A 14,298-nucleotide genomic window follows, 5' to 3' on the forward strand; every position below is an offset into this window, starting at 1 on the left:
TAACCCGAAGGTCACTAGTTCGAGTCTGGTCCCCGCTACTAAAGAAGAGAGCCGGTTTGCAATGACCGGTTCTTTTTAAAGAAATCAAAAAATACATTGCGGGGTGGAGCAGTTGGTAGCTCGTCGGGCTCATAACCCGAAGGTCACTAGTTCGAGTCTGGTCCCCGCTACTAATGAAAGAGCCGGTTTGCAATGACCGGTTCTTTTTAAAGAAATCAAAAATACATTGCGGGGTGGAGCAGTTGGTAGCTCGTCGGGCTCATAACCCGAAGGTCACTAGTTCGAGTCTGGTCCCCGCTACTAAAGAAGAGAGCCGGTTTGCAATGACCGGTTCTTTTTAAAGAAATCAAAAATACATTGCGGGGTGGAGCAGTTGGTAGCTCGTCGGGCTCATAACCCGAAGGTCACTAGTTCGAGTCTGGTCCCCGCTACTAAAGAAGAGAGCCGGTTTGCAATGACCGGTTCTTTTTAAAGAAATCAAAAATACATTGCGGGGTGGAGCAGTTGGTAGCTCGTCGGGCTCATAACCCGAAGGTCACTAGTTCGAGTCTGGTCCCCGCTACTAAAAGAAAAGCCGAGGTGAGAGCCTTGGCTTTTTCTGTTTTACACATTCCTGCACTTTTCTTCAGGGTTAGACTCTCCAATGAATGTCTTTCATCTTATTCTTTTTTGTTTGTCTTAAAATGTGAGATTATTTATTGTGTTTCATGGTATTAAAAATATGCTGAGTTTATTAGGTTCATAAATCAACTGCGATGAATAAGGTATAGTCGAAAAAAATGATGCTACAATTGGATAGTTATGCAATCGTTTGTTTGAAATAGCGCAATCGATTTCGTTGTTTTTGCATTTTGATATGCCCGTATCTTATTCTAGTTTTAGCATTCATGTACCTAAATTTTGATTAGCACGCTAATCAATTTTTAAACTAACTTTTAAATATTATGATTTCAAAGATTCTCGACAATCACAAGTTGAGTCTGTTATCGTTAGCTTTACTGATTTCAAGTACACACATTTCAGCTAGTGCTAATGGTCTTAAATTTGCAGACCACAATGTTCTGTTGAATAATGCTGTTTTTCAGCAAAAAGTAACGGGGAAAGTGCAGTCAACGGAAGGGGCGTTAGCAGGTGTAACTATTAAAGTCCGTGGTACTTCACGATCTACTTCAACAGGAGCAAATGGGGAGTTTAGTATTGATGCAAAGAATGGCGATGTATTGATCGTTAATTACGTCGGCTATAAAGCTCAAGAGATTACTGTAACTGGGCCAGTTGTCAATATTAAGCTTGAATCCAATAATGAAACATTGGAGGAGGTTGTTGTGGTCGGTTATGGTATTCAACAGAAAAAAGAAAGTCTAACAGGCGCGTTACAAACTGTGACTGGGGGTAAACTGCGGGATGTAACAACTCCAGCTGTAGAAAACATGTTGAATGGTAAAGCGGCAGGTGTATTTGTGTCACCAGGGGCAGGTAAACCGGGGTCACGTGGAGCGGTAGTAATTCGTGGGCAGGCTAGTATCAACGGAACGACTAGTCCGTTATGGGTAATTGATGGGGTGATTGTAGGATCCAATCCAGGAGATATTAACCCCGATGATATCGAGAATTTGACAATTTTAAAGGATGCGGCTTCAACATCTATTTATGGTTCTCAAGGAGCTAATGGTGTAGTAGTCGTAACGACTAAAAAGCCAAAAGTACAGAAAATGGCTCTAAATTTCTCTAGCAAATTAGGTTTTAATCAGCTTAATAATGGGAATTTGGAAGTGATGAACGGAGCAGAGCTCTATGACTATTATGCATCTTTCGCCAATGCAAATGAAATTAAATTTACACGTTGGAAACCTGAATTGCGTAATGACAATTTTGATTGGTGGAAAGTAGCGACGAAAACGGGGTTTGTCCAAAATCACAATATTTCCTTACAGGGAGGAAATGAAACTTTACAGTCATTTTTATCGTTGGGATATTATGATGAGATAGGGGCTGTTAAAGGTTATGATTACAATCGCTATAATGTGCGTATGAATACTGTCTATAAGCCGTTCAGCTGGCTATCCATTAAACCTTCCTTATCAGGAGCGCGTAGAGGAGTAGACGATAAACAGTACTCTACAACAGCAATGTATTCTAATCTTCCTTGGGATAGTCCTTATGATGAAAAAGGGAATCTGGTACCACATAGATACAGTGGCTGGGTAAATACACAAAATACAAACTACCTTTATGATCTACAATGGAATTTTGGTGAAAATACCAATTATGAGTTGATGGGTAATTTGGATTTTGATATTAAATTGACCGATTGGTTGACTTTTTCATCTGTAAATAATTACAGATATAATACGTATGCATCTAGTGGATATACAGATCCTCGCTCAAATGGTGGATTAAGTGTAAATGGAAGGTTGACAGACTACAGATCTGAATATGCGCGTCGTTACACAAATCAAATATTGCGTTTTAACAAGACTTGGGGTAAACATTCAGTCAATGGAATTTTGGCTTATGAATTTAACGATTACTGGTCAAAAACATTAGATGTTTATGGTACTGGATTTATTCCAGGTTTTGAAGTATTGGATGTTGTTCAGAAACCGGAACGAACAAAAGGCGGAATTAGCGAATGGGCTACACAATCATATTTATCTAACGCGAATTATGCTTACGATGACAGGTATTTGGCACAAGTCTCCTTTCGGCGAGATGAAGCTTCTAACTTTGGTAAGCAATTTGGTAATTTCTATTCGGTCAGCGGGGGATGGAATGTACATAAAGAAAGTTGGTTCAATGCTCCATGGGTAGATAATCTGAAGCTAAGAGCTGCTTATGGTACCGTCGGAAATCGTCCGAATATGTTATATCCACAATATAATTTATATTCTGTGTCTACAGCTGCAGGATATAACGGATTGCCGGGGGCTCTTATTGATCAGATAGGAAACCAAGGGTTAACGTGGGAAGAAACAGCAACCACAGGTCTTGGTGTTGATGCAGCATTTCTGAATAAACGTGTAAGAGTAAATTTCGATTGGTATGATAAAAATACAAAAAATATTCTTTTTAGAGTTCCTATATCTTTAATGACTGGGGCATCTGGTATATGGAAGAATATTGGTGAAATGAACAATCGAGGGATTGAGTTGACGTTTGGAGGTGATATCGTACGTAACAACGATTGGTTATGGAGTGTGGACGTGAATTTGGGTCGGAATAAAAACAAATTGACTGATATATATAAAACCAGACAGCCTGATGGAACTTATATTGCACGTCCAGTTATCACAGGAGACCCATTGGGTATAGCGGGGTCCGCGAATAGAATTCTAGAAATAGGGTTACCAGTAGATACTTACTACCTACCGGAATGGGCTGGAGTTAATTCGGAAACGGGAGCACCTATGTGGTATAAGGTTACTAGGGATGCTAGCGGTAACGAAACTGGACGAGAAACTACGTCCAATTATGCTCAAGCAACCCAAGAGAGAATAGGTAAGGCATCTCCTGATGTTTTTGGGGGTATTAATACATTTTTGAGTTATAAACAATTTGATCTAGCCGCAGTGTTTGGTTATTCTATAGGCGGACAGATTTATAATTATGCACGTCAGGAATATGATTCAGATGGTACATATACAGATAGAAATCAAATGAAACTGCAAGATGGTTGGACTCGTTGGGAAAAACCTGGTGATAATGCTACACACCCTATCGCAAAATATAACAACCAAGATAAGGGAAACTCTTTTTCGTCCCGTTATTTGGAAGATGGTGATTTCTTTAGAATGCGTTCGTTGACACTTGGATACAATTTTAATCTAACTAGATATAATATAAAAAATATACGCGTGTTTTTTACGGGAGAGAACTTGTTTACTTTGACAAAATATTCCGGTGTGGATCCGGAAATTCCAGTACGCGAAGATAATGGTGCTATTGTAAGCTCAACTGGACCTGGAGTATATCCAGCGGTGCGTAAATATATGTTTGGTGTTAATGTTTCATTTTAAAATAGAGAAAGAGAGTTTTATGAAAAAGATATTATTTATTCTTTTAGCTGCGGTATCTATAACCGCTTGTGATGTGGATCGTTTTCCCTATGGATCTATGGATTCTGATCAGATAACACAGAATCCTGAAGCATTATTGGACGGATTGCTGAATGGGGCTTATGCGCAATTAAAAGCTTGGTCTGATCCAATGCATAGAGCTGGTGAATATGCGGGTGATAACATGATGATCCGTGGATCTTCTACGGATGCATTTTACGAATTTATTTCCTTTGCACGGACCCCAAATAATGGGCGGCTGTCTCAATTTTGGGATTCGGGATATAAGGCTATTGCCCAGACATCGAATATTATTAAGATGGTGAAAGAGGGACAGAGTGCAGAAGTAGATAGCAAGTTAGGTGAATGTTATTATTTGCGAGGTTTGATGTATTTTTATCTTGTTCGCGCTTATGGAAGACCCTACTATCAAAATCCAGAAAAAAACCTTGGTGTGCCAATAGTGAATGGTACACCTGATGATGTGGTGAATAATTTGAATTTACCAGATAGGTCTACTGTGAAGGAAACTTATGAGCAAATTATCAGTGACCTCAAAAAAGCAGAGGCTATGATTACAATAAATCGAGGATCTATATTTGGGTCAAAGGAGGCTGCTCAGGCAATGCTTTCTCGTGTGTATCTGTATATGAGTGGTACTTATACTTCTCCAAATGCTGCTTATGCGCAGCTGGCTGTTGATTATGCAAATAAGGTTATCAATTCTGGAAAATATAATTTGCTGTCTAGAGCTGATTTTATGAAATATAATACATTTCTTCCAGAAGCAAATAAGGAAACAATTTTTGCTGTAAAACGTGTAGCGTCAGAATTTTCGGGTTATGATCACTATTATGGAGTTGGGGGTATGTATGCGAATATTGGCGGTATGGGCTGGGGCGAAATGTTTGCCAGTGCAAAATACATTGATTTGTTGAACGAAACCGGACGAAATGACTGGAGACCGAATAGCTATAAAATAGTAGATGCCCGGGCAGCATTTATCGAACCTACTTATGCAAAAGATGCTGCCACAGGTTCTTATACTGAGGTTTTCCGTTTTGTTAAACAGGACGGGGCGAATGTATTAAATTATGTGCAAGCTAAAGTAACGAAGTCAGGTGCTACGGTAACCGCAACAGAAGGTGCTGATAGCTATACACTGGTACCGGTTGACGCTTCACAAGGAATTTATAATATCAATTACAAGGATGGTAAGACTTACAAAGGCGTGTTAGATTATTTTATTTCTTTAAATAGAGTATACCCACAGTTTTATATTACCAAGTGTTCCAGAGAAGGTGAGGATTCTCATTTGCATTCACCTGTAATCAGTAGATTAGGTGAAATTTATTTAAATCGTGCGGAAGCGTATGCTAAATTGAGGAACTATGGTGCCGCATTGGGAGATTTGAATACAATAAGAAACCGATCTATTGTAAATGGGGGATATACTTCTCTAGATGCTACTAATGCAAGTGAACGAATTGACAAGGAACGTCAATTGGAGTTAGCTTATCAAGCTGAACGTAGCTATGATGTGTTCCGTAATGGGACTTCGTTAACCCGACATTATCCAGGGCCACATAAGCAATTTGAAGATATTCAACCAACTGACTTTAGAGTTGTGTTCTTTATTCCTCAATCGGCGATCAATTCCTATTCGGGAACTTTAACTCAAAATCCAACGTCTAACTAGACGAATATTTATAATTAGACCCCTATAAGTGGCTTTACCTTGAGGTAAAGCCATTTTTGTTTTTTAATTCGATTAATTCCTTTGTTTTCTTTTTTTATTTTCTTTTGTAATTATTAAAGGTGTTTTATTTAATTTTTGTGTAATTGTGTCGTTTTTTCTATTTTAGAGAAACTCATTTATGAACGTTTTTAAATCTATTCACCAATCTGATGAAACGGATATATTGCAATTATGGCCATTTGTGAATATGATTCAGGAAGAAGATCGATTCGATTCCAAACTTACAATAATAACCGAAGACACTAACGACTAGATAAGATCTAGATCCAGTTCATAATCAGCTTAATAGAATTTCAGTGGGGCAGATGAATAGTGATATCTTTTTTATTAATTCTAAATAATGTATGGTAAAAAATGCGTGGACTTTTATGACGCTAATGGCGCTTTTCTTATTTGCTGGCAATCTCGCTGGACAATCTAATGACCAATTTATTTTAAACGGAGTGATTGACACAATTCCAAATGCGCAATATTTTGTGTCCTTTCAAAGCAAGGGTAAGGTATTTCGTGATACTATTTCATTAGACGAAAAAGGTAGATTTACCTATATAGGAAGAATAAGTGAACCAACTATTTTCAGGTTAAATATCAAAAATGATTTTAATAGCTATTTTGTCGGCGATGCTACTGTTTATAGCTTTTGGGTGCAACCCGGGAAAACGATGAATTTTAAGGGAAATCGGGGTTGGCTGGTTAGAGGTGCAAAAGGGCTAGCGATAAAGGATAAGCAATTTACAATCAAAGGCTCAGATTTTGAAGATATTGAACAATCCTTTAAGAGAGAAATTACGGTAGCCATGGAAGTTGCAGAGAAAAAGAAAAAAGCTGATTTGGATAGCAAAGAAAGAATTGAGCTAATTGATAGTATTGTTAATAATTTTGTTTCTCGGCAACCTTTAAACTATTATGGATTGTACTTGCTTCATCAAGAATCAAAAAAAAGGAATTCTGAAGCTGTATCTCTGAGAAAAATATTTGACCAATATCCTGATGAATTAAAGAATACATATCTGGGATTGGAAACAAAAGATAGAGCTTATATTAAACTTCAAACCGAAATTGGGGCTAAATTACCGGATTTTGAACAAGCCGATACCAGTTTGAATTTGGTCAAATTATCTGATTATAGGGGTAAATATGTTTTGATAGATTTTTGGGCATCTTGGTGCCTCCCTTGTCGTAAAGAGAATCCCAATTTAGTTGAGGCTTATAAAAAATATCATGCAAAAGGTTTAGAGATAATTGGTATTTCATTGGATAATGATAAAAAATTATGGTTAGATGCGATTAATAAGGATGGTTTGGATTGGACTCAGTTGTCCGATTTAAAATCATTTGATAATGTCGTGGCTAAAAAGTTTTATATCCATGCAGTACCTGACAATTTTTTAATAGATCCCAATGGAATAATAATAGGGAGGGGATTAATAGGGACCCAACTGTCTGAAATGTTGAAAAAAATATTTGATTGATTTGTGCAATTTCTTGGATTGGATTTTTCAGATAAATGGCTTTACTTCACGGTAAAGCCATTTTTGTTTTTGTGTCGCCATAATCCCTTTTGAATCCGTATCTTTGTACCCTTAACGTGTAATTTAGCATAAAAGTGCCATCTGCTGTGAGAGTGGGTGGATCAAATAAAATAAATATGGCAAATATTGTTGCAATTGTTGGTCGTCCAAATGTTGGTAAATCTACCTTATTCAATCGTCTTACGGAAAGTAGAAAAGCGATTGTCGATGACTTTAGCGGGGTGACGCGCGACCGTCATTATGAGACGGCGGAGTGGATCGGAAAGAAATTTACAGTAATCGATACAGGTGGTTTTGTCCATGGTTCGGATGATGTCTTTGAAGAGGCCATCCGTGATCAGGTATATATCGCTATTGAAGAAGCTTCTGTTGTTATATTCATGGTAGATGTTACTACGGGTATCACTGACTTGGATGATGAAATCGCTGATATCCTCCGCAGAAGTTCTAAACCGGTATATGTGGTTGCCAACAAAGTTGACCACGCGAAGTTGCATCATGAATCAGCCGAATTCTATGCATTCGGTCTCGGTGAAGTATTTAATATTTCTTCTGCTACAGGTTCTGGTACCGGAGAATTATTGGATGCTGTTGTATCACACTTTGAAGAGGAGCAGGAGGAAGAGGAAGCCCTACCGAAATATACAATTGTAGGTCGTCCGAATGTGGGTAAATCCTCGCTTACAAATGCCTTGATCGGGAAAGACCGTAATATTGTGACGCCTATGGCGGGTACAACACGCGATTCTATCCGTATTCACTACAACCAATATGGACATAATTTCCTTTTGATCGATACAGCTGGTCTTCGCCGTAAATCAAAAGTAAATGAAGATATCGAATTCTATTCGGTCATGCGTACCATCAAAGCCCTCGAGGATTCTGATGTGACGATTTTGATGTTAGATGCACAAGATGGTCTGGAAGCCCAGGATGTGAATATCTTCAATCTGGCTGAGAAGAACCGTAAAGGGATTGTGATCGTGGTCAACAAATGGGATCTGATCGAGAAAGACAACAAGACCATGAAAGCTTTTGAAGATCGTATCCGCGAGAAAATTGCGCCATTCACGGATGTGCCGATTATCTTTACTTCCGTAACGGAAAAACAACGTGTCCTAAAAGTATTGGAAGTGGCGGATAAGGTATATGCCAATAAAACGAAAAAAATCCCTACATCGAAGTTGAATGAAGTGATGTTGGATATTATCGAGAGCTATCCACCTCCATCCTTAAAAGGAAAATATATCAAAATTAAATATGTGACACAATTACCTGGTAGAACACCAATGTTTGCCTTCTTCTGTAATTTGCCACAATATATCAAAGATCCATATAAACGCTTTATTGAGAATAAATTGCGTGAGCACTTTGACTTTACAGGTGTGCCTATTCAAATATATTTCAGACAAAAATAGATTTCCAAGCAGATAACAAACATGGACCATAATCTCTTTTTATACAATACGCTTTCGCGAACAAAGGAAAAATTCGAACCTATCCACGCCAACCTGGTTGGGATGTATGTCTGTGGACCTACCGTTTACAGCGATGTACATTTAGGTAACTGCCGGACTTTTGTTTCCTTTGATTTGATTTTTAGATATCTACGTCATTTGGGCTATAAAGTACGTTATGTGCGGAATATTACAGATGCCGGGCATTTGGAGGGCGATCGTGATGAAGGAGATGACAAATTTGCAAAAAAAGCTAAATTGGAACAGCTGGAACCAATGGAAATCGTACAGAAATATACCATCGGTTTTCATGATGTGTTACGTCTTTTCAATACCTTGCCTCCAAGTATCGAACCCACTGCGACAGGACATATTTCAGAGCAGATCGAAATGATCGAACAGATCATCAGCAATGGTTATGCTTATGAGACGAATGGTACTGTCTATTTCGATGTGGAAAAATATGTGCAGCAGTATGATTATACCGTATTGACCAATCGCAAATTGGAAGATATGTTAAACAATACCCGTGAGCTGAGCGGTCAGGATGAGAAAAAGGGACGCTTGGATTTCGCTTTGTGGATCAAAGCTAAGCCCGAAACAATCATGCGCTGGCCAGCCCCTTGGAGCGTCGGGTTTCCCGGATGGCATATCGAGTGTTCGGCGATGAGCAGAAAGTATTTGGGCGATCAGTTTGATATCCACGGAGGTGGAATGGATTTGGCGGCGACGCATCATACAAACGAAATTGCGCAGTCCGAAGCATGTAACCATACCACACCTGCCAAGTATTGGATGCATACCAATATGTTAACGGTAAATGGGGCGCGGATGTCCAAATCTGCGGGTAATGGATTTTTGCCAGGAGAACTCTTCACGGGTAATCATCCTTTGTTAAATAGAGGATATTCGCCAATGGCTGTTCGTTTCTTTATGTTGCAGGCGCATTATAGAAGTACATTGGATTTTTCCAATGAAGCACTTGACGCCGCTGACAAAGGATATAAACGCTTGATGAGTGCAATAGGACTCTTGGATAAACTAAAAGTTTCAAAAGGAGCTGATTCATTCAATCTGGCTGAGATCCGTAATAAATGTTATGCGGCAATGGACGACGATTTCAATAGCCCGGTTTTGATTGCAGAACTGTTTGAATTGGTGCGGATCATTAATTCGATCTATGATGGCAAAGCCAAGGTCTCTGAAGAGGGACTGGAGAAGCTAAGAGTTTTCATGAAAGAATTTGTCGAAGACATCCTTGGACTGCGGAATGATCAAGCATCCGGAACGGATGATATTGATGATGTCATGAATTTGGTGATCAAATTACGTAACGAAGCAAAAGCGAATAAGGATTTTGTCACTTCAGATCGTATCCGTGATGAACTTAATGCAATTGGTATCCAACTGAAAGATAGTAAAGAAGGTACACTTTGGAATAAGATTTGATAGATAAAAAATCGAATTTAAAAAAAGGGCAATCAATTGCCCTGAAAACCGAGTGTAATGCGTTCATCTGAAACAATAAGATGAACGCTGATAAATAATCATTTGCATATGAATTTTTGGAATAGGTTATCCGTTGTTGCATTGATGAGTACAATGGGAACAACATTGTACGCACAGATACCCGAAAAAGTAGGAAGTTTGCTGCAGGCCGATAAAGATGCCGCCGCATTATCTAAAGCTTCTACTCCACATCAGGCGTTTTTATCTATTATCGATAAGGAATCTACATTTTACGTACCTTCGGCGGTCAATGCATACAATTACCTCAATAATAGACCTAATATTCCAGATGTATTAAATTGGCAGCCTACTTTTGCCCTTGTCGCAAAGAGCTTGGAGTTTGGCGTAACATCAGGGTCCATGGACTTTCAAAAAGTAGGCGCGCGGTTGCGTCACGGGGAGTACTTGACCGTCTGGAAACGTAATAAGAAAGGTAAATGGTTGGTTGATATCCGTGCCGAAGTGGAAAACAACGGTAAAGATAAGGATGGTGAATTTGATCTGGAATATATAGAACCAACGGATTCCTGGTACCTTAAGCATCGCTCTAAAGTACGTCTGAACCAACGGGAGGATATTGTACTGGAAACAGATAAGCTGATGTCTACTGTCCTTAAAGCGGATAATCCCACAGCATACAAAGAATTTTTAAGCGAAGATGTCCGGTTTTTATTTCCCTGGACCAGTCCAATGGAAGGGAAGAGTAAGATGATGGCTTATCTGAAGAAACAACGCATGACGATCGAGACGGTTCCTGAGGAAGTAAAACGTTCGTATAGTGGGGATTTTGCTTATACAAAAGGAACGGCGACCGTACGGCAAAAAGATAAGGTCGTCAAGTATAATTATATCCGCGTATGGCAGTTAAGCGAATTAGCAAAGGATGATGTGAAGAAAGCGAATTGGAATATTCTGATCGAAATGATGTTTGAGAAATAGATAACCGAACATAATATACGCATAAAAAAGGCTTGAATATTGATTCAAGCCTTTTTTATGTGCGGAGCATATTAACTCCTATTTCTTTCTCCATTTTTCTAGTTCCTCACAGGCTCCAAAATCATCGCTGATATCAATGAATGTGTTCTTCGCCTTGTCGTCAAACCATTTGCTTAGGTTCCGACGTACTTTATCTTCTTTCGCAGCTTCTTTGATCTTTGTAAAGTCCTGATCTAAATTTGCTTTATGTGGCGCGATACGGGTTTTTAGGTAGTTAAAACGATAACCTACATCGCCAGTTTTGTCTGTGAATTGTTCCGGTTTAGAATATTCCCCTGGTTTTAATGGGTCAATGGCTGTAAATACGGCCTTATCCAATCCATCCATCGGAATTAAAGTTGTACGGCTGGATCCTTGTGGATTTAAAACCATACCACCATTAAATTTGCTTTCTTCAGCATCAGAATTGTTCGTTGCAGCGTGATAAAAATCTAATTTCTTGTCAACAACCAGTTTGTAGATACTGTCCAGTTTATTTTTGGTTCGCTCCATTGCCGCAGCTCCGGGATTCATTTTCATCAGGATATGACGGGTGTGTACCTCTTCGCCACGTCTTTCAAGTACCTGAATGATGTGGAAACCATACTTTGATTCTACAATTGGTGATATTTCCCCCGGCTTTAGTTTAAACGCCATTGCAGAGAACTCTTTTACATAGTTGTCACGGGTACCGAAGCCAAGGTCTCCGCCATAAGGTGCAGAACCTGGATCTTGGGAGTAGAGGCGCGCCATCGTTCCAAAATCCGAACCGTCGACAATCTGCTTGCGGATGCCTTCTATTTTCTCCCGCTGTTCTTTTTTCTCTTCGTCGGTCAATTTTGGCATCATGACAATTTCGCCGATTTCAACTTCTGTATTGAAATAAGGAAGACTATCTTTATTCAATCCTTCAAAATAACGTTTTACTTCCAATGGCGTTACATCCACTTTCTGTACGATATTTTGTTGCATCTTATTCGCTTTCAGCTGCTCAAAAACACTTGCACGCATTTCTTCCTTGTATTGTAACAAAGAACGGTTCAGGAACTTCTCCAGGCGTTCCTGACCACCAGCTTGTTGGGACATATGGCGCAAACGGGAATTTAAGTTATCATCCACCTCGGTTTCAGTGACGTCGATTGAGTCAATTACCGCCTGTTGGGAAAGTAATTTCTGAATGATCAATTGTTCAAGAACTCCACATTTGAACTTTTCATCAGGTTTATTTCCCTGCGCAAGCCATTGTGAATATTGCATGTCCAGATCGGATTGTAGGATAATCCCTGAACCCACCGTAGCCACTACCCGGTCAATAACCTGACGTTGTGCAAAGCTGGCTTGAATGGATACAAACAGCAACAAAAACAATATATATATGTTTTTTTTCATCTAAATAATATGTTTCTAAACGCCGATGAAGCAACCATGACCCGTTTAATCATATACAAGTCGTACAGATTGATGTCACAGTAGATTCATCTAAATCACTAATAATCTCCCGATTCTATCGTTCAATATATACTATTTTGAACAACAGCACAAAATTATCAGATTATATGAATTATTCGTATTTTTATTTAACAATATTTTTATAATCCCAATATTTCAAATGGGAATTTTAGACTTGTTAAAATTGATTCGCTAAAAATACGGATTTGCCTCTTAGAAAGGGCGGTTTTAACCTAATTTAACAAGTTTCTCAGCAACAGTAATAACATAAGAAGGTATCTTTATTTTTTTGTGCTACACCGTTAGCAAGAGGAAAATTCGTTGATTATTTTTAATAAATTGTACACACATGAAAAAAGCTTTTATTTATCTGATGACATTTCTGCCTTTTGCAAGTATTGCACAACAGATTCCAATGTTTGTTGGAACTTATACGAACAAAACAGAAAGTAAAGGTATTTATATCTATAATTTCGATACAAAAACGGGTGAAGCTTCCTTGATCGGCACGCAGGAAAGTAAGGATCCTTCATTTCTGGCTCGAAATAACAACTTTATCTATGCTGTCAATGAACTTCCAAATCAGGAGGGTACTGTGTCCGCTTATTCCTTTAAGGATGGAAAGCTGACCTTCTTGAACTCGCTGCCTACTGGAGGGGAGTCACCTTGTTTTGTTGAAGTGCACCCTAAAGGAAATTTATTGGCTGTAGCTAATTACACGGGAGGATCAGCAGCATTATTTGAGCTTGAAACAAATGGTGTCCTGAACAAAAGAAGCCGACTGATCCAACATGAAGGTAAAGGCGTTGATCCTGTCCGTCAAGAAAAACCCCATATACATTCTACTTTCTTCTCTAGTAAGGGTGATCGTTTATATATACAGGATCTCGGTTTGGATCAAATTTCTGTATTTCCTGTCAATAAATCCGGAAGCGCTTATAGTCTGGCAGAGGAACCTGAGGATTTCTTTACCCCGGCAGGTGGTGGCCCTCGCCATATTGTCTTTGATAAGAAGGAAAAATTTCTCTATGTTGTATTGGAAATGACAGGGCAGGTGGCGAGCTATAAGAAAGAAGGCGATGATTGGATGTATCAAAACACTTACGAAATTAATCCAGAGGGATTCAAGGGCCAGAATGGCGGCGCAGATATCAAAATATCTGCCGATGGCAAGTTTTTATATGCGACCAATCGTGGTGACGCAAATACGATAGCGACCTTCGCCGTGGAGAAAGATGGGGCATTAAACAAATTATCCAATACTTCGGTCAAGGGGAGAGGACCACGGAATTTTAATCTTTCTCCAGATGGGAAATACTTGCTGGTTGCGAATCAATATACCAACAATATTGTGCTGTTTAATCGGGATACAAAGACTGGACTATTAACGGATACAGGAAAAGAAATCAAAGTGCCTGCTCCGGTCTGTATTATATTTTAGTCTTTCGATTTAAGGGTACGGAGACTTATCCAATGAAAAGATCTTGGAAAGATAAGGCATCAAAACACTGTTGTGATGCCTTATTTTTTTGATGAAACTCTGTCGACAGTATTCTTTT

The 14,298-nt window shown here is 39.0% G+C and carries 8 protein-coding genes and 4 tRNA genes; 11 read left to right on the top strand and 1 reads right to left on the bottom strand.

Annotation, left to right across the window (positions count from 1 at the left end; genetic code table 11):
• The first annotated feature begins 97 nt into the window (after nt 1–97).
• The 10 genes from BWD42_RS23135 to BWD42_RS23180 all read left to right on the top strand — a co-directional run bounded on the left by BWD42_RS23135 (nt 98) and on the right by BWD42_RS23180 (nt 11,251).
• A tRNA-Met gene (locus BWD42_RS23135) sits at nt 98–170 on the top strand.
• A 57-nt stretch (nt 171–227) separates the two neighbouring features.
• Nucleotides 228–300: transfer RNA gene (locus BWD42_RS23140), tRNA-Met, on the top strand.
• 58 nt (nt 301–358) lie between these two features.
• Nucleotides 359–431 (top strand) — tRNA-Met (locus tag BWD42_RS23145).
• Between the two features lie 58 nt (nt 432–489).
• Nucleotides 490–562: transfer RNA gene (locus BWD42_RS23150), tRNA-Met, on the top strand.
• A gap of 382 nt (nt 563–944) precedes the next feature.
• On the top strand, nt 945–4,016 hold the full coding sequence (locus tag BWD42_RS23155) for a SusC/RagA family TonB-linked outer membrane protein (RefSeq protein ID WP_077438790.1): 3,072 nt from the start codon (nt 945–947) through the stop codon (nt 4,014–4,016).
• Between the two features lie 19 nt (nt 4,017–4,035).
• Nucleotides 4,036–5,754: a RagB/SusD family nutrient uptake outer membrane protein gene (locus tag BWD42_RS23160; RefSeq protein ID WP_077438898.1), complete on the top strand. Its 1,719-nt coding sequence runs from the start codon at nt 4,036–4,038 to the stop codon at nt 5,752–5,754.
• A gap of 404 nt (nt 5,755–6,158) precedes the next feature.
• Complete coding sequence (locus tag BWD42_RS23165; protein ID WP_077438791.1) at nt 6,159–7,286, top strand: peroxiredoxin family protein; 1,128 nt, start codon at nt 6,159–6,161, stop codon at nt 7,284–7,286.
• Between the two features lie 176 nt (nt 7,287–7,462).
• Nucleotides 7,463–8,764: a ribosome biogenesis GTPase Der gene (der, locus tag BWD42_RS23170; RefSeq protein WP_077438899.1), complete on the top strand. Its 1,302-nt coding sequence runs from the start codon at nt 7,463–7,465 to the stop codon at nt 8,762–8,764.
• Between the two features lie 21 nt (nt 8,765–8,785).
• The gene (gene cysS, locus BWD42_RS23175) at nt 8,786–10,252 is read left to right on the top strand and encodes a cysteine--tRNA ligase (RefSeq protein ID WP_077438792.1); all 1,467 of its coding nucleotides are present in this window, start codon (nt 8,786–8,788) and stop codon (nt 10,250–10,252) included.
• Between the two features lie 108 nt (nt 10,253–10,360).
• Nucleotides 10,361–11,251 (top strand): DUF4440 domain-containing protein, encoded by an 891-nt coding sequence (locus BWD42_RS23180; RefSeq protein ID WP_077438793.1) that lies wholly within the window; start codon nt 10,361–10,363, stop codon nt 11,249–11,251.
• A 78-nt stretch (nt 11,252–11,329) separates the two neighbouring features.
• On the opposite strand, the gene BWD42_RS23185 is transcribed toward BWD42_RS23180, so the two are convergent.
• Complete coding sequence (locus BWD42_RS23185) at nt 11,330–12,679, bottom strand: peptidylprolyl isomerase (protein ID WP_077438794.1); 1,350 nt, start codon at nt 12,677–12,679, stop codon at nt 11,330–11,332.
• Nucleotides 12,680–13,088: 409 nt separating this feature from the next.
• Between BWD42_RS23185 and BWD42_RS23190 the strand changes: the two genes are divergently transcribed.
• Nucleotides 13,089–14,180: a lactonase family protein gene (locus BWD42_RS23190; protein WP_077438795.1), complete on the top strand. Its 1,092-nt coding sequence runs from the start codon at nt 13,089–13,091 to the stop codon at nt 14,178–14,180.
• Nucleotides 14,181–14,298: the final 118 nt, after the last annotated feature.

Source organism: Sphingobacterium sp. CZ-UAM (genome assembly GCF_002000245.1).
In the GTDB taxonomy this organism is placed as follows: domain Bacteria; phylum Bacteroidota; class Bacteroidia; order Sphingobacteriales; family Sphingobacteriaceae; genus Sphingobacterium.